The sequence below is a fragment of the Flavobacterium sp. 38 genome, assembly GCF_057799715.1.
Genome location: NZ_JBYNWZ010000002.1, coordinates 671,945 through 697,697 on the forward strand (window position 1 = coordinate 671,945; position 25,753 = coordinate 697,697).

Sequence of the window (25,753 nt, forward strand, 5' to 3'; positions counted from 1 at the left end):
TTAGTTGATTCGTATTTTTGAGCACCCTTTTGATAATTGATAGTTAAACATTTTTGAAGTTTAAAATGTAAGTCTGTTTTAGAATGGATTTTCTGCTTTTATCATTTTAGAAACTTAAAATCGGATCGAATGAAAATAAAATTACTCCTTTTCTGGATGGTAGTATTAATTTCTACTACAGATGTTTATTCGCAAGTTGGTGTCGGAACTTTCACTCCTAATAATTCTGCTCAATTAGATATTGTAGCATCAAACAAAGGAATTCTGATTCCTAGAGTTTCACTGCAAAGCAATACAGATACTTCAACAATTACTAGCGGAAATATCGAAAGTCTTTTGGTTTATAATACCAATACGGCAAGCAGTATTACACCTGGTTATTATTATTGGTATAACAATAAATGGCACAGAATTATAACAGATCAAAATTTTATTAATCAGGTAGTCACGACATTAGTTGATAATGGCGATGGAACTTATACGTATAAAAGTGAAGATGGAACAATTACTGTGATAGATATTCCCGCTAATGAAACGCTTACCTCTTTGGTTTACGATGCTACCGCAAATACACTAACTTATGTAGACGAGCATAAAAACGGAACTGTTATTAATCTTCAAACTTTGGTTCGAAATGTAGAATCTATTACAACTTTGATTGATAATTCAAACGGAACCTATACGTATACCAACGAAAAAGGAGTTCAAACTACAATTGATTCAAATCATACTGATGTACTGACAACAATTGCAATGAATCAAGATAATGTTCATATCGATTATAAAGATGAAGCAGGAAATATTACGCAGCTGGATTTAACTCAGGCTATCAAAAATTTAGAAACTACTACAACTTTAGTTGATAATGCAAACGGAACGTATACGTATACAAACGAAAAAGGAACAACTTCATTAATTGATGTCTCAAGCAGTGTAATTAATAATGCTACAACTATTTTTAATGCTACGAATGTTGTAAATGAAATTATTCCGATAATAAAAGCCAATGAAACCCTTACTTCTCAAACCCAAAATCTGGCTTCTGGAGATATTACTTTTACCGATGAGGATGGAGGAACTTCTGTTTCAAAAGTTACAAGTGCCAATGCAGGAAATTTAATTACAATAGGAACAGATGGAGGAAGTTTTCTAAATCAAGCATCCATTCAAGCCAATGAAACTCTTACTTCCCAAACTCAAAATCTAACTTCAGGCGATATTACTTTTACCGACGAAGATGGAGCAAGTTCGGTTGTAAAAGTCACAAGTACCAATGCAGGAAATTTGCTTACAACTGGCACAGACGGCGGATCGTTTTTGAATCAATCTGCTATCGCTTCTAATGAAACAAATACAACTTTGTCTATCGCTGCTGGTGCTTTGGCATATACGAATGAAGATAGTAACAATGCCAATGTGAATTTGATTTCTACTGATGTGAATAATGCTGTGGTTGCGGGCGGAGACGGTGCTTTGTTTGTAGACAGCAATGCGCTGGCAATTGAGCCGTGGCTGGTAGAAACAACGGGAGATAAAGCCACTTTAAACACTCAAAATATTTACCAGACTGGGCGGGTTGCTATAGGAGGCAATACTTTCAGCAAGCAATTGGATGTTCATGGTGACTTTAAATCGGTTTTTAATGCTAGTGACGGATTATTTCATGCAGTAGAAGTAAATAATTTAGATACGGGTGGTCCAATTACAGCTATGTTTGCATCAAGCGCAGCTGCGCCTTTTTCTGCACCACAGTCCGCAATAGTGTCAGTATCGCAAGATGGTGTCGACGTGGTTGCTTTTAATACCGTCTCACAATCAGCCGTACTTGCTTTGCCAGATCAATTATCCTTAGCTCACAATAGTCAGACCACATCAAGCCAGTCTTTAATTTCTGTGCGAAATGATCAGGGAATTAGGTATCAATTTAATAATACAGCAGGAGCTATTTTAGGGGAATATATTTTTCCAAAAACTAACGGAAACACAGGACAAGTTTTAACAACAAATGGCAATATACCAACCGCGCAATTAGAATGGACAGATCCAAAAGTGAGCGGTGTGAATGGTTTGACAAGTTCTGGTATAGAGGTAAAATTAGGCGGTGTTTTAACAGAGCCAACAACAATCACAACTGATGCAACCAATACTCTGGCCATTTCCGGCCTGCAACAAAGTACGGCTCAGACCGATAAAATTGTGGTAACAGATGTCAATGGTGTTGTTAAGAATGCCAGCAGTGCTATGCCGAAGTTTTTTTATATGCCGGCAATTATATTTGATACAGCTGTAATTTCACCGGGACTGACTAAAAATTTATATACAGAATATACGGCTCAATTTCAAGCCGTAACGGTCAAAAGCGTGGGAGCTCCAGCAGATATTCCATTTCTTCCTGCGGCAACAGATTTGTATTATTATATAACATATTATGATCCAACAGTATTTAGTAATCTTTCGATAGATGCAAATGGAGTGCTGACTTATGATATTATTGGAAATGGAACTCCAACTTCCTTCATGAATATTGTTTTTGTTGTGAAATAATTAAAATCAAAGACAATGGAAACTTTAATTAAAACTTTAAAAAATCTGAGGAAAAAGGCAGTTCTGGTCAGTTGTCTTCTTGTGTTTATATGTAATTCAGTAAGCGCACAATTTACATTTACAAACGATTTTAAAAATAATACCGCACACGATGTTACCATTGGAGGAGTTGGCGGTGTAAACGGAACGGCATATTTGACGTCTGGAATAGATGATCCAATAGGAGCGGGCTGGTTAAGACTTACCAAAAGCACTACACAACAGGGTGGTTATGCTTATGTGACCAAATCTTTTCCTTCCACTCTTGGTGTGCTTATGGATTTTGAATATAAAATGTGGCGTAATGTAAATGATTTTTTTAATGGAGCTGACGGACTTGGTGTATTTCTTTTTGATGCTGCAGATGTTGAAGCAAACGGATTCCGATTAGGTGGTTATGGTGGTTCTTTAGGTTATGCTCCAAATGCAGACGACGGAACTCCTTTGGGTTTACGAGGCGGATATGTCGGAATTGGTTTTGATGCTTTAGGAAACTTTGCAAATCCTAATTTTGGACCAAGAGCTGGCGGTCCAGGTAACAGACCTAATTCGGTCTCTTTGCGAGGCCCTACAGACGATTCTAATTTTAATAATTCAAATGTTTTTCTAACTGGAGTAACCATTTTAAATGGCCATCAGATTGTAGATATTAATACTAATGTAGGCTCGTTTACAGACAATGAAATTGATTACAATACGGTAGTTGCTACGCGTCCAGAAGATAATGTTTTTTACAGAAGAGTTCAAATCGAAATGTCGCCAACCAATGTTAATGGGTATTATCGGATTATCGTAAGATGGAAAACAGATTTGAATAGTGATTTTGTTCAGCTGATTGATTACACAACTACCGATGTTCCTCCAGAATTGCTTTCCGTAGGTTTTGCAGCTTCGACAGGAGCGGGAGTCAATTTTCATGATGTCAGAAATTTATTTATTACCACGCCTGGAAACCTACGAATTAGCAAGCAGGCCGATAAAGATTTTTTAAGAGCGATAACAACGGGAAATGCCAATGAAATCAGTTATTATATAGATGTTGTAAATGATACCAATGCAGACTTGAGCAATGTTGATTTCACTGATAAATTAACCGATAGTCAGGAAAATATTGTACCGCCTTCGACTTTTGTAATAACTAATATTTCGCATAGCGGGTTTTTGACTGGAACAAATTTGCCAACATTATCTCCGATAAATAGCTTTACAGGAACAGTAAATCTGGCTGCCAATAGTACTGGAAGAATTGTTGTTACGGGACATTTATTAGACGATCAAATTCCTGTTGGAAACGTTTTAACGAATACTTCAGAAGTGTCATCGACCACAATAACAGATGAAGATTTAGGAAACAATAAAGCTTCGGTAACAGTTCCGGTTTTAGCAGAAGATGTTGATTTGGTTTTAACAGAACAAGCTGATAACCTTTGTGTAGAAGGTGCGCACAATTTCAAGCTCAGAGTGGCAAATATAGGGACATCGCCTGCGGTTTACAGAAGAATTGGAACTACAGGACAGAGAATTGTGGTTACTAAAGTTATTGACGCAGGATTTACGTATGATGATAGTGCAACACCTGGCGGTTTCGATAACGGAGCAGGAAATACAGCAAGATGGTCCAGATTTGTAACTCCAGATTCGCCAGCTGTAGGGCAGACTACCTATACTTATGTAGCCCGTTATCCTACAGATGACAGTGATCAAACTTTAGCAGGTTTTGGAACAGAGTATGAAATCGATTATCCAATAAGTTATTCGCTTACTCCTCCAGTTGGAACAACATCTTATGTAAATTCGGCGACGGTCGCTTATACAGCGGTATGTACCGTCGATCCTGATAATTGTTATACAGGCGATAATTTAGAAATTTTAACCCCAACAGATAATACTTTAAATAATACAGTTTCAGAAACACTTCATTCAGTTCCAGCTGCTCCCGCAGTTTCAGCTGCAACAGTTGAATATTGCCAAAATGCAACAGCAACTGCTTTGACAGCAACTGCAAACCCCGGAAATACATTATTATGGTACACAACTTTAAACGGGCCATCGTCGACTATAGCTCCAGTTCCGCTGACAAATCATGTTGGCACGTTTACATATTATGTAAGTCAAGCAAATGGTGCTTGCGAAAGTCCTAAAACTGCAATTCAAGTAACTATTTTAGCAACGGGATCTGGATCAATATCAGGAAATCAAACGGTTTGTAATGGAATCTTACCAAGCGGAATAACATCTTTAACACCAGGTACGGGAACAGGTACAATAACTTATAAATGGGAAAAATCTACTGATGGAACGACATGGAGCGTAATTTCGGGGGAAACGGGTGTAACCTATCAGCCGCCTGTGCAAAGTGTTACGACCCAGTATAGAAGAAAAACTATTGCAAATTCTCCTGGAGGCTCAGTTTGTGAATCTGCCCCTACGACAGCAGTTGTGATAACGGCAAAATACTGTCAAGTCGCTACTAATCCTATGGTTAGACAGCGAGTTAAATAAGTTTGAATTAAAAATTTAAGACGAATGAAAAGGAATTTGATGTATTTGTTTTTGATCATTTTAGAAGCAGGCTATTCGCAGATTGCTCCGGCTGTCAATGTTGGAACTTTTTATGTGAGCGAAAATACCAATGTCAGTATAATTGGAGACTTCAATAATACAGAAACAGCCACATACGAGAATAATGGAGAAGTGCTTTTTAAAGGAAATTTTAACAATGATGGCATAACGGGTTTTAATGCTAGCTTAAATGGTTATACGCGGTTTGAAGGAGCTTTAAATCAGGATATTAAAGGAAAAATAATGGCCGATTTTAAAAATGTTTTGTTTAATAATACAAATACTCAGCCCGCATTTAGATTGTATAATGGCATTTCAATAGCTGGAAGAGCAGATTTTTCAAGAGGAATTGTCGATAATGATGCTTTTGGAGGATTATTTGTTTTTGGAAACTTAGGAAATCATATTAATGCATCAGATCAAAGTTTTGTTGATGGCCCTGTTATTAAAGACGGCTCTACAGACTTTGTATTTCCTGTTGGAGATAAGCAACATTATAGATTTGAAGCGATGTCGGCACCTGCAAATAATTCCAGCAGTTTTACGGGCAAATACTTTTTTGAGAATTCAAATCCTCTTTATCCGCATACAAACAAAGCTTCGAATATTGTTTTAATCGATAATGCTGAATATTGGACATTTGAAAAAGGAGCGGGAGATGATGTCTTGTTAACATTAAGCTGGGACGAAAATTCGACAACTCCAGAGCCTGTTGTGGCTGCTCCTTACGAAGATATTCATATTGTAAGATGGGATTCGCAGCAAAATTTATGGATCGACGAAGGAGGAGTGGCAGATAGCGGAAGAAAAACAGTTACAACGGCAGTGAATTTAACTAATTATGGTGTTTTTACACTTGGAAGGGTAGAAAACAGTTCAGATTGTGTTGAGGTTTATAATTTAGTAACACCAGATGATGACGGTTTTAATGATACTTTCCAGATAAAATGTATTAATTCTTTTCCTGAAAACACTGTGGAAATTTATAATCGCTGGGGCGTAAAGGTTTTTGAAACTAATAATTATAATTCGTCTGGAAATGTTTTTAAAGGTTATTCTCAGGGACGAACAACCGTTGCACCCAATAAAATGCTTCCTGCTGGAACTTATTTTTATATTTTGGAATACGAAAACAATCAAACTTCTGGTGTGAAAAAAGTTAAAAAAGCTGGATATCTTTATCTTCAAACAAAAGAATGATATTTCAGAAAGTTTAAAAAGCGACTTCTTGTATGAAAATACCTCTATTAGTAGCTTTATAGTTTAAAAATGTAAAAAACACACTTATTTTTAACATATAATTTTAAAATGGTTTTAATTTTAAAAACGTTATTGATATTGATTTTGTAATTTTGCAGCTAGATTTTCTTTAAAGCATTATTTTGAAGAAAACTTTCAAACATATAAATACGAACAAACCATTTTTAATTAAACAAATTATGAAATTTTTTATAGACACAGCTAATTTAGCTCAAATTAAAGAAGCACAAGCTTTAGGTGTTTTGGATGGTGTGACAACTAATCCGTCATTAATGGCAAAAGAAGGCATCACAGGAAAAAACAATATCCTTAAGCATTATGTAGACATTTGCAACCTTGTTGATGGCGATGTAAGTGCAGAAGTTAACGCTCTTGACTTTGACGGTATGGTTAAAGAAGGCGAGGAGTTGGCTGAATTACATGAGCAGATTGTTGTAAAACTTCCTATGACTAAGGAAGGTGTTATGGCAGCTAAATATTTCTCTGATAAAGGAATCAAAACTAACGTAACTCTTGTTTTCTCTGCTGGTCAGGCTATATTGGCTGCGAAAGCTGGAGCAACTTATGTTTCACCATTTATCGGTCGTTTAGATGACGTTTCTGTAGACGGTTTAAACTTGATTCAGGAAATTAGAGAAATCTACGATAACTACGGTTACGAAACTCAAATTTTAGCAGCTTCTGTACGTCACACAATGCACATTGTAAACTGTGCTAAAATTGGTGCTGATGTTATGACGGGACCTCTTTCTGCAATTTACGGTTTATTGAAACACCCATTAACAGATATCGGTTTAGCTCAATTCGTAGCTGACTTCGAAAAAGGAAACAAATAATCCTTAGATATTTACAAAATAATAATCGCCTTTTTTCTAACGAGAAAAGGCGATTTTTTTTACTTTTATGTTGAATCTTAAATAGTTAAATATGAAAGTTATCTTATTTATGTTGTCTTTTTTTGCAGCGAGTTTTTCAGTAAATGCCCAAACTGCTAAAGTTATTACTTCGGTAAACGAAGCAGGCGATGTTGCAACTTATGAATTGGATTGCTCGGTTAAATTTCAAACTCTTGCCAAAGGTCTTCGGTATAATATTACCAGGCATGAGTTTAAAGGTCCCGAATTAAAAAATAGCTATCGTCTTTTGCTTGTTATGGATGGTTTTTATTCGAAAACCTTAAATAGCGAAATGACTATTTCGGCAGTTTTAAGCGATGGAACAAAAATACAGGCTAGAAAAACAATAGAAGAAGATGGTTATTTTGACGGAGCTTGCACTTTGAAAATAAAAGACCCGCAAGCGCTTTTAAATGCCGATATCGAGAAGATAATTGTTCACGCAGATAAAGATGTAGTTTATCCGCTCACAGCACAAAATAAAGCTGTTTTTAAGAAGAACTTGAGTAATATTATTAATGCGAAGTAAAAAGCTTCTAAGGTTCTAAGATGCTAAGCTTCTAAGATTATGGAATAAAAAAAATCCAAATTCCGATTAAAATTGGAATTTGGATTTTTTTATATTGACATTTCTAAATTTTTAGTGTCCTCCACCAGCACTTTCGATATGGCTGATTCCTTGTCTTTTTAAGATTTTTGGACAATAGAAACCGTAGAATCCTAAATAAGCAAAACCAAGAAGCGGTATAATATAAGAGAAGTGTGTATAAGTGATTCCGAAAATTCCATTTGGATTTGTAGCATCCAAATCACAGATACTTCCTTGTACCAACGGAATAACTCCACCACCAAGAATCATCATAATTAAGAAAGAAGATGCTTTTCCTGTATTTTTCCCTAATCCAGCAATCGCTAAATCGAAGATAGAAGGCCACATGATAGATAAGAATAAACCTCCAGAAATAAAGAAGAATTTAGCAATTTCTGGGTCTGGCCATACTAATCCTAATACCATCATGGTTAATCCTGAAATTCCGAAAAGCATTAATGTTTTTCCAGCATTTTTTCCTCCCACAAAACTTACCGCAATAAACAATAAGATCCAGATTGGGTAAATGTAGAAAGAAGAAACATCGTGTGCAGCAAAGATATTTGCGCCAATGATTACTCCAAACGCAGCAGCTGGTACAATAAATTTAAGAGCTGTATTTACTAAGTTTGAAGTGTTAAATACGTTTGCTCCACCATTCCAACGGCCGATCATTAAACTTCCCCAGTATAGTGCAATAAAAGGTGCAACAGCATCTTCTAAAACATTTCCGAATTCGTTAGTATGCAATAAAGCAGGTAAATTACTAATGATAGTTACTTCAGTTCCAACATAAATAAAAATTCCTAACATACCTAAGTATAACTGTGGGTAGTCAAGAATACTGAATTTACTGTGTTTGTCTTTAATTATTGCTTCTTCCTCTTTTACAGGGTCTTCGATTTTAGAGAAATTCATAAAAATGGCAACAGCAATAAAAGCTAGACCTAAAATGATGAATGGCAATTTAATATCTTCTAATGAAAGAGCTGTCTTTTTATTGTCTCCCATTCCAAATAAAGCAATACCTAATAAAATAGCTCCGATAGTTGTTCCAAAAGAGTTGATTCCTCCAGCAAGCGTTAAACGGTGCGCTCCAGTTTCTGGACTTCCCATTTTAATTGCCAACGGATTTGCTACAATCTGCTGAATTGAAAATCCTAAACCTACAGTAAATAATGCAGTTAAGAAGAAAGGAAAGCTTTGAATTGTAGCTGCTGGAACGAATAAGAATGAACCTACTGCAGACAAAATCAATCCCGCTGATAACGTTCTTTTGTAACCGTATTTTTGTAAAACGTCTACTTTTAACGAAACGATAAAGAATATAATTGATCCAACAAAATAAGCCGCATAGAAAGCCCATGCTACTAATTGAGATTGTACTTGCGATAACGTAAATACTTTTTTGAATACTGGAATCAGGATGTCATTAGCAGAACCAACAAAACCCCAAAAGAAGAAGACGATTATCAAAGAGATAAATTGCCCCCATTTGGTTTGAACATTTTCTGAACTCATAATAATAAGGTTAATTTTTATTTATTGTTTTTTGAAGACCGTAAATATATTTGTTAGGATTATCAAAAAAAAATAAAAAGGTATAAATAATGTTAAATTTAAACCAACGACTGTGTTTTTTCAACAAAGTGTTAATTTTAACCCAGTTAGAAAATGTAATTCGTAATTATATTTATTCCAATATCTTATTTTTAACCTCTTTGCTGTAGTTTCGGCCTATCGGAATGTTATAAGATTGGATTTGAACGCGGTTTCCTTCTATAGATTTTACCTTATTTAGGGCAATGACGTATGATTTGTGTATTCTAAGGAAGCGATCTGCCGGTAATTCTTCAGATAAAGATGTAAGAGATTTATGCGTAATATAAGTTTTATCTGGAGTGACAACTTTTATATATTCCTTCATTCCTTCAACGAATAAAATTTCTTCAATATTAATCTTCATCATTTTTTTATCGACTTTAATAAATATATGAGAATCGCCTTTTGACGTTTCGACTTTAATATTGTTTTTAAGATTGTATTCGGTAGTAATTTTATTGATGCATTTTATAAATCTTGGCAACGGAATTGGTTTTACCAAATAATCTAAAACATCCAAATCATAACTTTCTGCTGCAAATTCTCTAAAAGCGGTAGTAATAATAACTTTTGTTTTGTTTTCGATAAGACTAATCAGTTCAAAACCTGTCATCATGGGCATGTTGATATCTAAAAACACTGCATCAACCGGAGTACTGTTAAGAAAATCCAGTGCTTCCAATGAGTTGTTAAATGTTGCAACAACTTCAAAATCCGTAAAATTGGTAAAATAATTTTGCAGGACTTTGATAGCTAGAGGCTCATCATCAATTAACACGCATTTAATCTTCATTCTGAGTAGGTATTTGTAATCTAATTATGTAGAAATTTAGTTTGGTTTGGTGTATTAGGCTAAAATTATTTTTATAAATCAGTTTCAGTCTTTTTTTAGTATTAACCAGTCCAATTCCTCTTTTTGGATTATGATTTTGTGAAATTACAAAATTATTTAAGATTTCAAAATCGAGTATTTTGTTGTCGATAACTTTACAGTTGATTTTTATTTTTAAATTTTTGTTGTTCAAACCACCATGTTTAAAAGCATTTTCGACTAGCGAAATAAAGATTAACGGCGGTACAACAACATCTTCTATATTCGATTCCAGGTTTATCGTAACTTCAACATTTTCAAAACGAAGCTTTTCGATTTCAATATAATTCTGGATATAATCGATTTCCTTAATTAACGGAACAAATTTGGTTCCTTTAACATCATATAAAACATATTCCATCAAATTAGAAAGCTTTATAATTACGTCGGGAACTTTCTTTGATGATTCTAATGACAGCGCATACAAATTGTTTAAAGTATTAAAGAAGAAATGCGGTTGGATTTGATTTTCGAGATATTTTAGTTTGATCTTAAATTGATTTTCTCTTAGAGATCGGTTCCTTTCTCGTTCTCTCAGCCATGTCAAAGTAAGATAAACAGACGATGCCATTGCTAGAACATACAACTCTCCAATACAAACGGCCACAATGTGATTAATTTCGAAAGGATGATATTCACGATTGGCTTCGGGCCAAATATTTTCAGATATAATATAATAAGTAAGTGCTGTTTTAGCTAAATATATTGCAAATAAACTTAGCAGTAATAAAAAAGTATACATAATATACTTTTGTTTTAATACATATTTAGGAACTAAAACAAATAAATTCAAATACACTAAAGGAATGACAAGTGAAAATTCAATTAAGTTGGATTTGAATGCATAAGGATAATCATTAAAGTAAGCACCCCATCTCAAAAAGTTTAATGTAAAATAAACTCCCCAAAACCAAATATGATTTTGCAGTTTGATATCAAATTTAACTTTTCTGATTTCTTTCAATGGTTTGTAAGTATTTTATAAAAATTTGGTTTTTCTTAACACAGGCTAAATATTGTGCAACTTTAAACAATTAAAGACAAAGAGACAATTTTTTTGAATAAAATTTTATATAAAAAGGATATTTGTGCTTATTTTTTGAAATAAAACGTTTTCGTGAAACGCATTATTGAATGTTTTATGTCGTTCGTTTAAAATTTCAGGTTGTTGGTTTAATTTATTTTTTTTAACAATGCCTTAAGAATAATTTTACTTCATAACTAACAAAATAAATTAAACATGAAAAAAATTTTCTTAATCTTTATGATTGTTTTTACGGCGCAAGTTTCTCTTGCACAGGTAAAAAATGTCAAGGGTGTGATTACAGATTCTGATGGTATGCCATTACCAGGAGCTTCTGTTGCAGTACAAGGAGGTCAAAAAGGTACTACTACCGATTTTGACGGATTGTATTCAATTGAAGTTCAAAAAGGACAAAGTTTAGTTTTTACTTATGTAGGACTGGAAACTCAAACAATTGTTGTAGGAGATGCTGCTACAATTAATGTGAAAATGGTTCAAGGCGCTACAAATGCATTAAATGAGGTTGTTGTAACTTCTTTAGGTATTAAAAAATCTAAAAAATCATTGGCTTATGCAGCTCAAGAGCTTAAGGGTGAGGAATTAACTCGTGTAAAAGATGCTAACCTTATTAATACGGTAGCTGGTAAAATTGCCGGAGTTGCTGTAACAAGAAGTTCATCTGGAGCAGGGGGGACGACTAAAGTTACTATTCGTGGTAATTCATCTTTCGTAAACAACCAGCCATTATATGTAATTGATGGTATTCCATTATACAATGGTGGAGCAGGTCAACCAAATGGAACTTTTGGAGATTTAAATGGAGGAAACAAAGATGGTGGAGATGTTGTTTCTTTAATTAACCCAGACGATTATGAAGGTATGACAGTGCTTAAAGGTGCTGCTGCTTCTGTATTATACGGTTCTCAAGGAGCTAACGGAGTTATATTGTTATCTTCTAAAAAAGCAAAAGCTGGTGCTGAATCATTCAATGTGAATTCTGTTACAACTTTTGAAACTGCTGCTTACCTTCCTGAATTTCAGTCTGATTACACGTCTAATGCAGGAGATCCAAGATCTTGGGGGGCAAAACAAAAAGTTGAAGGAGATAAAGATATTAAAGACTTTTTTGAAGTAGGAAATACTCAAATTACTTCTATGACTTTTACAAAAGCTACAGATGGAGCTTCAACTGCTTTAAGTTACGCAAATACTGATTCTAATGGTATTATACCAGGAAATCACTTAAAGAAAAATAACTTTGGAATTCGCCAGACAAGTAAATTCTTTAACGACAAATTAAGTGTTGCAGTAACTGCAAATTATGTGACCCAGACAATTAACAATAGACCAACAAACGGTTTATATTTTAATCCAATCGCAGGGGTTTATAGCCATCCAAGAGCATTTACTCTTAACGACTTAAAAGAGTTTGAAGTTTTTGATCCAGTAAAAAACATGATGCAGCAAAACTATCCTGGATTTGCAGCAGTAAATGAAAGTAATGAAAACCCATATTGGCAGATTAATAGACAAAAATCTCTTGATAAAAATAATTTCTTTACGGGAGCAATTGCTTTAGATTATAAAATTGCTGAATGGTTTCACTTAACTTCAAGATATAGCTATAACAGAAACGAAAGTAATTTCCAAAAAGGAATGTATGGAAGTTCTGCAACCTCATTAGTGCACCAAACAGGAAGATATATAAATGCTAATTTAATTGGAACGCAAAATTACGCTGATTTAATTGCTTTATTCAATACAAAAATTAGCGATAATTTTAGCTTTAATGGTACGCTTGGTACAAGTATAAACCACTCGAGATCTACTGGTTTAACTATAGATTCAGGAATCGGAGGAGGACTTGTTTATGACAATATCTTTACATTAGGTAACTTTGTAAACAATAACGGAAATGTTCAAACGGGAGCAGAAAGAGAAGTACAGTCTGTATTTGCGGCAGCGACATTTGGGTACAAAGATTATTTGTTTTTAGATGTAGCAGGAAGAAATGATTGGTCATCAACACTTGCAAATACTGACAACCCTGGTTATTTCTATCCAGCTGTTGGGGCAACTGCAATTGTTAGTGAAATGACTACAATGCCAGAATTTATAAATTATGGTAAAGTTCGTGCAACTTTTGCTCAAGTTGGTAATGATATCGCATCTACAATTACAAGTCCAACATCTGGAATAGTAGCTGGGAACCTTGTTAATCCGCCTTCAGGTCCAATACCAGGAACAAGTTTAAAAAATGAATTAAAATCTGAATTAGAACTTGGTACAGAGTGGAGAATGTTTAATAATAGACTTGGTTTTGAATTGTCTTATTACACGTCTGATACTAAAAATCAGTTCCTTTTAATCCCAGCTGAATCTACAAACTTAAATGGATATACTAATTATGCTATCAATGCTGGTAGTATTTCAAATAAAGGTTTTGAGGTTGTTTTATATGCTGATATTGTTAGAGGTGAAAAATTCATTTGGGAATCAAAAATTAACTATTCTCACAATAGAAGTAGAGTAAATGACATTCCTTCAGAAAGTACAGGAGGAAGAATCGTACTTACAGATCCAGGATCTAACTCTTATAGATATTCATTAATTGAAGGAAGACCATTTGGAGTAATTGAAGGATTTGATTTCAAGAGAGATGATCAAGGAAGAATCTTAGTTAATGATGACAATACATTGCAAAGAACAGATTGGAAAGAAATTGGAAATGCAAATCCTGATTTTATGTTAGGCTGGACTAATACTTTTAAAGTAGGAGCTTTTACAGCAAACATTTTACTTGACGGTCGTTTCGGTGGAGAAGTACTTAGTTTAACACAGGCTATTAATGATTTCAATGGAGTTTCTAAAGCTACAGGCGACGCAAGAAATGCAGGTGCTGTAAGTATCAACGGTGTTAAAGCAAGCGATGGTACTCCAGTGACATCCATGGATCCTTTCGAATACTATAGCAATACTGCGGGAAGAAATGGAGTTAGTAGTCAATATATTTATGATGCTACAAATGTTAGTGTAAGAGAGGTTTCTATCGGATATACATTTAATAAAGCAAAAATACCATTTGTTCAAACTGCTTCAATTTCATTAATTGCTAGAAACTTATTCTTTATTTATAAAGATGCTCCATTCGATCCAAATGTGGCGCTAAGTACAGGTGAAGGTTTACAAGGTGTTGACGTTTTCGGAATGCCATCAACAAGAAGTATCGGTCTTAATTTAAACTTAACATTCTAATCTTACAATCATGACAATCAATATAATAAAAAGAACAGCGATATGTTTCTCTCTTCTTGCAGCTTTTAGTTGTACAGATAATTTTGACGAGATGAATCAAAATCCTGTGGGCGCAACGACACCGGATTTGGAACAAAATTTTAATAATATAAAAGGTTTGATAAAGCCTGCATTTACGAGGCTTTATATCTCTGATGTAACATGGCAGTATCAATTACAGCAAAGTTTACAGGCCGATGGATGGTCTGGATATATGACTTCTCCAAATGAATTTGGAGGAATAAATAATCACAACTACAACTTAAATCAAAACTGGAATGGATTTGCATGGGATGATGCTTATTTAAATATCATAGCTAACTTATACAAAGTTGAACAAAGAGCAAAAGGAAAGTATGATGAGTTCTACGCATGGTCGCTAATTATTAAAGTAGCCACCATGCAACGTATTACAGATATGTACGGGCCAGCTGTTTATTCTAAATATGGAGGACAAGGTTTAGCAACTTACGATTCTCAGCAACAGATTTACACTCAGATGTTTAAAGATTTAGATTTCGCTGTAACTGATTTAACGGCAAGAATTGCTGCAGGTGAGGTCTCTAAATTTACTGAGACGGATCAATCTAACTACGGAGGGAATTATTCTCAATGGGTTAAATATGCAAACTCATTGCGTTTAAGAATGGCAGTACGTATTTCTAAGGTAGATCCTGCATTAGCGAAAACAGAAGCAGAAAAAGCAGTAAGCCACTCTATAGGGGTATTTAAAATTAATAATGATTTAATTAAAATTAAATCTCCATTAGATCTAAATGTTATAGATGTAATGAGCCATGTTTGGGCAGGCTTAGCAATGGGAGCAGATATGGAATCTATATTAATAGGATATGAAGATCCTCGAATAGCGAAATATTGGGAGACTTCAACTCAATTTCCGGGAGAATATAAAGGGGTTAGAACAGGAATTGTTTATCCAACTCCTTCAACTTATGCGAATTTTTCAAGAACTGGAGCCAGAACAAAAACGGGAGAAGTTACTTGGATGTCTACAGCTGAGGTTTATTTCTTAAGAGCTGAAGGTGCTTTAAGAGGATGGAACATGGACGGAAATGCTAAAGATTTGTATGAAGCTGGAATTAAAGCATCTTTTGATCAAAATGGTGTTGACGGTGCAGCAGCGTATGCAACTGATAATGTGAAAAAACCAATTGATTATGTAGATCCTGTTAGCGCAACTAACAACGCAGCGGCTGTGTCTAAAGTGACTGTAGCTTGGGGAACAACTAATGAGGAGAATCTTGAGAAAATAATCACTCAGAAATGGATTGCAACTTATCCAGACGGACAAGAGGCTTGGTCTGAATATAGAAGAACAGGTTATCCAAAATTATTTAGAATAACAAATAACAAAAGTGGTGGAGTTATTAGCACTGAATTAGGTGTAAGAAGATTGCCTTTCCCTCTTTCTGAAGTAACCAATAATCCTACAGGAGTGGAATCTGGAGTTTCTGTCCTTGGCGGTCCAGACAATGGTGCTACAAGACTATGGTGGGATGTTGATAAATCAAACTTCTAAAAAATAGAAAAAAGGATATTGAGTTTGGTTAGTAGTATGGTATAGATGGTGAAAACTATCTATACCATTCTTAAACCAAAATGGTAATTACTACAAAAAAGAAAAGAAATGAAAAGTGCTTTAGAAATAAAACCTGATATCAGTTACAAAAGCGCCGGAAAATTTGAAGAAACTCGATTTGAAAAAATTCACAACGAAATCTTCAAAAATTCCATTGAAGCTTCTGTAATTGTAGCACAGGAAATTGCGCAGCTAATTAGATCTAAGCAGGAAAAAAATAAATCTTGTGTTCTAGGTCTGGCAACGGGTTCTTCTCCTATCAAAGTTTATGAGGAGCTAGTGCGAATGCACAGAGAAGAAGGACTTAGTTTTAGCAATGTGATCACCTTTAATCTGGATGAATATTATCCGATGACTAAGGAGAACAATCAGAGCTATCATTATTTCATGCATGAGCATCTTTTTAATCATATTGATATTAAACCTGAAAACATTAATATTCCTGATGGTACAGTGGCAATTGATGAAATCAATCAATATTGTATTGATTATGAAATGAATATTAAAAATGCTGGAGGTCTAGATTTTCAATTACTAGGAATTGGCCGTACAGGGCACGTTGGATTTAATGAACCTGGTTCGCATATTAATTCAGGAACCAGAATTATTACTTTAGATCATATCACAAGAGTCGATGCTTCATCAGCTTTTAATGGTATTGATAATGTGCCGAAACGTGCCATAACAATGGGAGTTTCAACCATCTTGAGATCAAAACGTATTGTTTTGATGGCTTGGGGGCAAAATAAAGCAGACATTATCAAGAGAACAATTCAAGGTGATATTAGTTCAGAAATTCCAGCTACATTTTTACAGAATCATCCTAATGCTACTTTTGTTTTAGATCAGTCAGCGGCATCAGAATTAACTCGTTTCAAAACGCCTTGGTTAGTTGGAGAATGTCTTTGGACTCCTGAATTAAAAAGTAAAGCTATTGTTTGGCTTTGTCAAAAAACAAAACAATCTATTCTGAAATTGACCGACCGTGATTACAATAATAACGGAATGTCAGATCTTTTGGCTCAAGAAGGTTCTGCTTACGATATGAACATTAATATGTTTAATATCTTACAGCATACAATCACCGGATGGCCAGGAGGAAAACCAAACACAGATGATTCATTTCGTCCCGAAAGGGCAAATCCGGCAAAAAAGAGAGTTATTCTTTTCAGTCCACACCCAGATGACGATGTGATTTCTATGGGAGGAACATTTTCTAAGCTAATCAAACAAGGACACGATGTTCATGTAGTGTACCAGACTTCAGGAAATATTGCGGTTTCAGACGATGAAGCATTAAAATTTGCAGAAGTAGCCAGCGATTTTATTGGAGACGAAAATTCGGATATCAATTTCAAATCGGTTATTGAATTTTTAAATAACAAATCTGAAAATCAAATCGATTCTTTAGAAGTTCGAAAATTAAAAGGGCTTATCAGAAGAAGAGAATCTTATGGAGCAACAAGATATATCGGATTGAAAGATGAGAATACGCACTTTTTAGATCTTCCTTTTTATGAAACGGGACAAGTTAAAAAGAATCCGTTAGGACCAGAAGATATTGCTATTGTAAAAGATATTATTGCGAAAATAAAACCGCATCAGGTTTTTGCGGCAGGAGATCTTGCAGATCCGCACGGTACTCATGAGGTTTGTTTAAATGCCATTTTTGCAGCTTTAAAAGAGTTAAAACCAGAACCGTACATGAACGATTGCTGGTTATGGCTTTACAGAGGAGCTTGGCATGAGTGGGATATTCACGAAATTGACATGGCAGTTCCGTTAAGCCCATCAGAAGTTTTATTGAAACGTCATGCCATTTTACACCACCAGTCTCAAAAAGATAGAGTGATGTTTCAAGGGAATGATTCTCGTGAATTCTGGGTTAGAGCAGAAGACCGTAATAAGAATACAGCCATATTGTATGATGAATTAGGTTTGGCTGAATACGAAGCGATTGAGGCATTTAAGCGTTTTGATTACTAAAAATTTTATGATTCTATGAATCAAATGACAAAATTCAGTTGATTGCTTGTAAAAGTGAGGTACTGCAGAAGTCATTCTGAATTTTGTCTTTTTTTATATAAATTGGGATACTTATTAAAAACTATCCAAACCAAAAAAAAGAAAAATGAAATATCTATTTGTACTATTATTTGCTGGTATATCTGCAGGCGCTCAAGTCCAGAAGGAGCAGCTGAATCTTATGCCTTGGCCTCAGAATGTTGTTATTAATGAAGGTAATTTTAATTTAAATAAAAATTTTAAAGTAAATATTACAGGTAATCCAAATGTAAGAATATTTGGAGGAGTAACGCGTTTTTTGCGCCGTTTAGATGGTAGAACAGGGATATTTTTCGAACAAGGATTTATTACAAAATTAAATGAAGTGCCAACTGCTGAGTTGCAAATCAACTGTACTAAAAGTGGTAAAATTGGTTTATACGAAGACGAAAGTTACCATTTAGATATTACTTCAAACAAAATCACGTTAAATGCTTCAAGCGATTTAGGTGCTTTACACGGTTTGGAGACTTTGTTGCAGATGCTTCAAAACAATTCAAAATCTTTTTATTTTCCAGTTTCAAAAATTTCAGATTTCCCAAGATTTACTTGGAGAGGTTTAATGATTGATGCTTCAAGACATTTTCAGCCAGTTGATGTTATTAAAAGAAATATTGATGCATTGGCAGCAATGAAAATGAATGTTTTTCACTGGCACTTGGTTGACGATCAAGGCTGGAGAATCGAAATGAAAAAACATCCAAAGTTTACACAATTGGCTTCGGATGGAATGTATTACACTCAGGAGGAAATTAAAAATATCGTAAAATATGCTGATGAGCGCGGTATTTTAATTGTTCCAGAAATAGATGTTCCAGGTCACGGATCTGCAATTTTAACGGCTTATCCAGAAATTGGCAGTAAAGTTATCACGCTGACTGGAGGAACATCCGAAAAAAATATTCAAGGTACAGCAATTGCTACCTATGGAATTGAAAGAAATGCTGGTATTTTTTCGCCAACATTAGATCCTTCAAATCCTAAAACATACCAATTATTAAGCGAAGTTTTTGATGAGGTTTGTCCGTTGTTTCCAGGTGCTTATTTCCACATTGGGGGAGATGAAAACGAAGGAAAAGACTGGGATGTAAATCCGAAAATTCAAGAGTTTAAAAAGAAGCATAATTTAAAAACCAATCACGAATTACAGACGTATTTCACCATGCAATTGGCTCCGATGTTAAAGAAACACGGAAAACAGTTAATGGGTTGGGAAGAAATCTTAACCAAAGATTTATCTAAAGAAGCAATTGTACATTCTTGGAGAGGTCCAAACGAAGGAATGGCAGCTGGACAATCTCTAGTAGATGCCGTTAAAAAAGGATACAAAACCGTTCTGTCAAATGGTTATTATATCGATTTGATGTACCCAATCGCAAGTCATTACTTAAACGATCCTATGCCAAAAGGAGCGAATTTGACAAATGATGAAAGAGCAAGAATTTTGGGTGGAGAAGCTACAATGTGGACAGAATTGGCGACACCAACAACAATAGATTCAAGAGTTTGGCCAAGAACAGCAGCAATTGCTGAAAGGTTATGGTCTGCAGAAGATGTAGTCGATGTAGAAAATATGCGTAAGCGTTTAGAAAACATTTCTTTTAGATTAGAAGAATTAGGCATTACACATATTCGTAATAAGGATGTTATTTTAAGAAATATTGCCAATAATCAAAATATCCAGTCGCTTGAAGAATTTTCTAAAGTAAGTGAACCTTTGAAAGGATATACTCGTAACAAAGGAGGAACAGAATACCAAATGTACTCTCCGTTTACATTGTTTGCAGATGCTTGTGGACCAGATGCAAAAGATGCTTTAGCTTTTGACGCAGCAGTAAACCAATATTTAGCCAACAAATCGGCAGATAATAAAACAAAGGTTGCAGCATTTTTTAATAAATGGATTACTGTGAATAAAGACTTAATAGCGCTAAGTGCCAATGCACCATTAGTGCAGCCATTGCTTCCTTTATCTAAAAAATTGAGTGATGCATCGCAAGAATTATTGCTGGTATTAGACAATAAATCGGCTTTAAAAGCAGCAGATTTAAAAAGTTTAATTGAGCAATGCAATACAAAAGACCATGCTGACGTAGAATTGTCAGTTTATGAAAGTTTAAAGAAATTGATTTAAAATTTTGGTTGAGTTAGTGTTATTAGAGTTACATTAATTAGGCTTTTAATTATCTCTGCCGGAGTTCCTCGGTAGAGATAGTTATAGCCCAAAAACAGCACTTAACTAAATCAAATAGTAAAATATAAGCCGTGAAAATTAGTATTAACCTTTAAAAACCAAATAAAAAAAATACAATAAAACATGACAAAAACGAGAGTATAGATTGATGATTAGTCCCAAATTTATCATTTGTATTTACGATTAATTTTTTAAAAATTATAAATAAATATCAGTCACTGCTATTTGCTAATGATTATGTATGAATCAGAAATAGTAATATTTATCTATAGAATGTAATTTGAGTTTATTTCCAGTTGACAGCAGCCTTCCAACCTGCGGTTAAGCGAAACCTGACTGTTGAAGAAGCAGTTATGGCCCAAGTACTTATTTTTCTATTAACCAATATTTATTAACTATGAAACATTATTACAGATTACTCTTTTTGTTGTTGTTTCCCTTACTCGCGTTAGCCCAGCCGGCTCACGGAAAGAAGGTAGTGGGGTATTATGCGCAATGGTCTATTTATGCTCGGGATTTTAATGTTCCGAAAATTGATGGAAGTAAGATTACGCATTTAAATTATTCTTTTTATGGGACAACTTACGATCCTGCCCATCCAGAGAATACAAAATTAAAGTGTTTGGATACCTATGCCGATTTTGAGCATATGGAAGGCGGAATTCCTTGGGATGCTCCGGTTAAAGGAAACTTTTACGATTTGATGAAATTAAAACAAAAGTATCCTCATTTAAAAGTGTTAATCTCTGTTGGAGGCTGGACAAAAGGCCAGGATCTTTCTCCAATTGCAGCCAGTCCAGTTGCTAGAGCCGCTTTGGCTGCAGATATGGCAAACTTCATTACAACATATCCGTTTATCGATGGTTTCGATATCGATTGGGAATATCCTCTTTCGGGCGGAACTGACGGTACAGAAATAGTGAATGGTGCGCCTGTGCCTCCGCAAAAATACAGCCCTGACGATAATAAAAACTTAGTGCTTCTTTTAAAAGCGATGCGTCAGGCAATGCCAAATAAATTGGTAACTATTGCTGCAGGAAACAATGTGAGAAATGTTTCTAAACAGTATTTAGGGCCAAACAACAGAGCGCAATATGGCATGAGCGAAGATATTTCGACTTATTGCGATTATATTACTTATTTCGGATATGATTTTGGAGGAAACTGGTACGATAAAACGTGCTACAATGCTCCATTATATGCAAGCGGAAATACAAATGATCCATTGTATGGTGCAACACAATCGGAATCATTAGACGAATTAACCAATCAATATTTGAATGTAATTGGTTTCCCTGCGAATAAATTAATCATGGGATTGCCTTTCTATGGGAAGAAATTTGATAACGTTGCTGCAAATTCAACTAACGGATTATTTGTATCTGCACCAAGATATATAGTTCCAGGATGTACGAATCCTCAAAACCCAACAGGAACATGGGATGGTGCTGGAGCTTGTGAAAAATCTGGAAGTATCGAAATCTGCGATTTAGTCGGAAATCCAGTTACTAACTCACATGCATATTTAGATCCGAATACAATGATGGTAACGCCGTCTGCAGCTTCTGCTGGATGGGTTCGTTATTTCGACAATACTACAAAAGTTCCGTACTTATATAATGCTACTACGAAGGAATTTATCTCGTATGAAGATAAACAGTCAATGGATTTAAAAGTGCAATACATTAAATCTAAAAATCTGGCTGGAGGTATGATTTGGGAATTATCTCAGGATACTAGAGGTTCAATTCCAAATTCATTATTAAACCAAGTTGATACTTCTTTCGGAAGCGTTGTTCCAGGAACAGTAAGTATTGCTGGTTCGGTAAAAAATGGTGCAAACTTGGTTACAGATGTTACTGTGGAAGTAAGAAATGCTTCGAATGCAGTTATCCAAACAGTAGTTTCTCAAACAGGAAACTTTACATTCAATAACTTAACGTCAGGACAAAATTATTCGCTAACAGCTGCAAAAGCATCTTATACTTTTGTACCAGTTAGTTTAACAAACGTAACGGTTAATCAAACAGGAGTAACGATTCAAGGTTCTCAGCCTGTGTATACCGTAAGCGGAACAATTCTTAACGGAACAACACCAGTTTCTGGCGTAACGGTATCGGCAGTTTCTGGAAGTACAACTTTAACAGCAGTTTCAAATGCAAGTGGTGTTTACAGTGTTGCAGGTTTAACAGCGGGATTAAATTTTACAGTTACAGCTGCAAAATCAGGATTCTCGTATGCTCCAGCTTCAACAGTTTACAATGCAATCGATGCTAATAAAACGTTGAATTTTACTCAAGGTCCAGTAGTTGTAAATTACACCGTAAGCGGAACAGTTCTAAACGGATCAACTCCAGTTTCTGGCGTAACAGTTACAGCATCTTCTACAGGAGGTAACTTTACAGCGGTTACAAATGCTAGTGGTGCTTATTCTTTAAGTTTGCCTTCTGGCGGAAATTACACTGTAACAGCTGCTTTAACAGGTCAGACTTTTACTCCAGCTTCTACTGTTTATTCTAATTTGAATGCCAATAAAACATTGAACTTTACACAAGATGTTGTTTCGACTTCAAGCAAAATTAGCGGAACAGTTAAAAACGGATCAACTCCTGTTGCGGGTGCCAAAGTAGAATTGGTTTTACCTTGGACAGATAATGCACACAATTGGAAAAGCGTTATTGCAACAACAGATGCACAAGGAAAATACAGTTTTGACAATTCCGTTACAGACGGTTATACCACTATTACAAGTTTAAAGTTAAATACTTGGTCAAACGGAGAGGTAAATTACTATCCGAACAATTTGGCAAACTTCCCTGTTCCGTCAACTCCAACAGTTTACAATTTTAATACAACTGCAACGTCAAGAATGGCATTAGCGGCAGCGACAAACTTAATTAGCGGAACAGTTAAAAATGGTTCAGCTCCAGTAGCCAATGCTAAAGTAGAAATTGTACTGCCTTGGACAGATAATACTCATAACTGGAAAAGTGTTTTAGCAACAACAGATGCATCAGGAAATTACGCCTTTGATGATTCAGTTGTAGCAGGTTATACGCAGATTTTAAGTTTAAAACTAAATTCTTGGCAAAATGGAGAAGTAACATACTATCCAAATAATTTAGCAAACTTTGCAGTTCCTACTACGCCAACAGTTTATAATTTTAACAGAAACGCAGTTACTCCGCCGCAAGTTACTATTACAGCACCTTCAACGGCAACTGTAGCAATTGCGCCTGGAACGGCAATTCAATTAAAAGCAACTGCAAGCGTAGATTCTGGTTTAACTATTTCGTCAGTAGTATTCAATATCAACGGACAAAATATTACAGCAGCACTTTCTGGATCAGAATATGTGGCAAGCTGGACGCCAGTTGCAGCAGATTTTAATAAAAATTACACATTAAAAGCAACAGTAACAGCATCAAGCGGAGCGACAGCAGAGAATACAAAAACGTTCTCTTTACAATGTTCAGGAACAACATGTCCTAATGCATCGCCTGTAATTACTTGGAATACACCATCGAATACAACGATATACCAAAATTCTTTTCAAGCTGTGCCAATTTCAGTTACAGCCGTAGATAGTGACGGAACAGTTTCTGGTGTTACTATTACAATTAATGGAGGTACATTTAACATGACAGCAGGTACAAATAATACCTATACGTATAATTTTACACCATCTGCTTATCAAGATTATCCAATTGTAATTAAAGCAACTGATAATAAGTCTGCTATAACTACATTAAACAATACCATTAAAATTGCCCAAGTAGGCACTAATAGATTTATCCCGCTTCCATCTAAAGTTATTTTAGGATACGCACATTCTTGGGAAAATGCAGGTGCGCCATTTTTATATTTTTCTCAAATAGTAGGAAGCAAGTTTAATGTAGTCGATTATGCTTTCGTAGAAACTGTTAATCGTGATGGTTATACACCAATATTAACTACAAATGATGCTAGATATTTGACCAACGGCGTTTTCAATAAACAATTATTGAAAAATGATATAAAATCATTAAGAGATAGTGGCGTTCCAGTTATTGTTTCTATTGGAGGTCAAAATGGTCATGTTGTTTTGGAAAATGTAACTCAGAAAAACATTTTTGTTAACGGTCTAAAAGCAATTATCGACGAGTATCAATTTGATGGAGTTGATATTGATTTCGAAGGCGGATCAATGAATTTTAGTGCAGGAAACTTAAGAGATATTTCTTATGCAGGTATTTCTGCTTATCCAAGATTAAAAAATGTAGTTGATGCTTTCAAAGAATTAAAAGCTTACTATGGTCCTGGATTTTTATTAACTGCAGCTCCAGAAACACAATATGTACAAGGAGGTTACACTACTTATACAGATACTTTTGGTTCTTTCTTGCCAATTATTCAAAACTTGCGTAATGAATTGGATTTATTAGCGGTACAATTGTACAATACAGGTGGAGAAAACGGATTAGACGGCCAGTATTATGGTACAGCTAAGAAATCAAACATGGTTACAGCGCTAACTGATATGATCATAAAAGGGTATAATATTGCTTCTACAGGAATGCATTTTGATGGTTTACCAGCTTCAAAAGTTCTTATCGCATTGCCAGCTTGTCCAAGTGCAGCAGGTAGCGGTTATTTGACTCCGACAGAAGGAATTAATGCTATGGATTATTTAAGAAATGGAACTAATTTTTCAGGAAGAACATACACCATGCAGCCAGGTGGACCCTATCCTTCTTTAAGAGGTTTAATGACTTGGTCTGTAAACTGGGATGCCTCTTCTTGTGGTAATTCATCTGAATTGTCTAAAGCGTACGCAGCTTATTTTGCTTCGCAATCAGCAACTGCAAAAACATTAGCGGTTGAAGATATTTCAGCTACAAATAATGCAACACTAGCGTATTTTAAAAATAACACTTTGTCTGTGTCAAATGATTCGGAAGATATTGCTCAGGTTGATGTATTTAACACAATAGGGCAGAATGTTGTAAGTCAGAGAAATCTTCAAAACAACAAAGAGATCTTGCTTAACAGCCAAAGTTTTTCAAGTAAACAAGTGTTTATTGTGATTGTAACTGATAAATCAGGAAACAAAAAATCTTTGAAAGTGATGAACTTTTTAAACTAAAATAGGATTGAAAATTTAGAAATAAAAAGATGGGACGGTTAAAATTGAGTTTGGTTATTTATTTTTTAACTTTTTTTATTTCGAATAAA

Annotated in this window: 13 protein-coding genes; 10 read left to right on the forward strand and 3 right to left on the reverse strand. The window is 34.9% G+C overall.

The window, feature by feature from the left end; genetic code table 11:
• Window positions 1-129 precede the first annotated feature (129 nt).
• From AC3E9W_RS08015 to AC3E9W_RS08035, 5 genes are all read left to right on the forward strand, one after another.
• Window positions 130-2,544: a beta strand repeat-containing protein gene (locus AC3E9W_RS08015; protein ID WP_488767973.1), complete on the forward strand. Its 2,415-nt coding sequence runs from the start codon at window positions 130-132 to the stop codon at window positions 2,542-2,544.
• A 15-nt stretch (window positions 2,545-2,559) separates the two neighbouring features.
• On the forward strand, window positions 2,560-5,085 hold the full coding sequence (locus tag AC3E9W_RS08020; protein WP_488767974.1) for a DUF8696 domain-containing protein: 2,526 nt from the start codon (window positions 2,560-2,562) through the stop codon (window positions 5,083-5,085).
• 24 nt (window positions 5,086-5,109) lie between these two features.
• Window positions 5,110-6,345 (forward strand): T9SS type B sorting domain-containing protein, encoded by a 1,236-nt coding sequence (locus AC3E9W_RS08025; RefSeq protein WP_488767975.1) that lies wholly within the window; start codon window positions 5,110-5,112, stop codon window positions 6,343-6,345.
• 239 nt (window positions 6,346-6,584) lie between these two features.
• Entirely contained in the window at window positions 6,585-7,241 is a 657-nt protein-coding gene (gene fsa, locus AC3E9W_RS08030) for a fructose-6-phosphate aldolase (protein ID WP_488767976.1), read from the forward strand.
• A 91-nt stretch (window positions 7,242-7,332) separates the two neighbouring features.
• Entirely contained in the window at window positions 7,333-7,830 is a 498-nt protein-coding gene (locus tag AC3E9W_RS08035) for a hypothetical protein (RefSeq protein ID WP_456896567.1), read from the forward strand.
• Window positions 7,831-7,941: 111 nt separating this feature from the next.
• On the opposite strand, the gene AC3E9W_RS08040 is transcribed toward AC3E9W_RS08035, so the two are convergent.
• The 3 genes from AC3E9W_RS08040 to AC3E9W_RS08050 all read right to left on the reverse strand — a co-directional run bounded on the left by AC3E9W_RS08040 (window position 7,942) and on the right by AC3E9W_RS08050 (window position 11,327).
• A complete protein-coding gene (locus AC3E9W_RS08040) occupies window positions 7,942-9,411 on the reverse strand; it encodes an MFS transporter (RefSeq protein WP_306161198.1) in 1,470 nt (489 codons plus the stop codon).
• 172 nt (window positions 9,412-9,583) lie between these two features.
• Window positions 9,584-10,285, reverse strand: a complete 702-nt coding sequence (locus tag AC3E9W_RS08045) for a LytR/AlgR family response regulator transcription factor (RefSeq protein WP_306161196.1) — start codon at window positions 10,283-10,285, stop codon at window positions 9,584-9,586.
• On the reverse strand, window positions 10,275-11,327 hold the full coding sequence (locus AC3E9W_RS08050) for a sensor histidine kinase (RefSeq protein ID WP_488767977.1): 1,053 nt from the start codon (window positions 11,325-11,327) through the stop codon (window positions 10,275-10,277). Before AC3E9W_RS08050 ends, AC3E9W_RS08045 begins: the two co-directional genes overlap by 11 nt.
• A gap of 276 nt (window positions 11,328-11,603) precedes the next feature.
• On the opposite strand from AC3E9W_RS08050, the gene AC3E9W_RS08055 reads away from it, so the two are divergent.
• From AC3E9W_RS08055 to chiA, 5 genes are all read left to right on the forward strand, one after another.
• Window positions 11,604-14,642 carry a SusC/RagA family TonB-linked outer membrane protein gene (locus AC3E9W_RS08055; RefSeq protein ID WP_488767978.1) on the forward strand — a complete coding sequence of 1,013 codons (3,039 nt, stop codon included), beginning with the start codon at window positions 11,604-11,606 and terminating at the stop codon, window positions 14,640-14,642.
• A 10-nt stretch (window positions 14,643-14,652) separates the two neighbouring features.
• Complete coding sequence (locus tag AC3E9W_RS08060) at window positions 14,653-16,221, forward strand: RagB/SusD family nutrient uptake outer membrane protein (protein ID WP_488767979.1); 1,569 nt, start codon at window positions 14,653-14,655, stop codon at window positions 16,219-16,221.
• 108 nt (window positions 16,222-16,329) lie between these two features.
• Window positions 16,330-18,267 (forward strand): glucosamine-6-phosphate deaminase, encoded by a 1,938-nt coding sequence (nagB, locus tag AC3E9W_RS08065; protein ID WP_456896575.1) that lies wholly within the window; start codon window positions 16,330-16,332, stop codon window positions 18,265-18,267.
• A gap of 145 nt (window positions 18,268-18,412) precedes the next feature.
• Entirely contained in the window at window positions 18,413-20,479 is a 2,067-nt protein-coding gene (locus tag AC3E9W_RS08070) for a beta-N-acetylhexosaminidase (RefSeq protein ID WP_488767980.1), read from the forward strand.
• Window positions 20,480-20,936: 457 nt separating this feature from the next.
• Window positions 20,937-25,664, forward strand: coding sequence for a T9SS-translocated chitinase ChiA (chiA, locus tag AC3E9W_RS08075; protein WP_488767981.1), 4,728 nt, complete (start codon window positions 20,937-20,939; stop codon window positions 25,662-25,664).
• Window positions 25,665-25,753 lie beyond the last annotated feature (89 nt).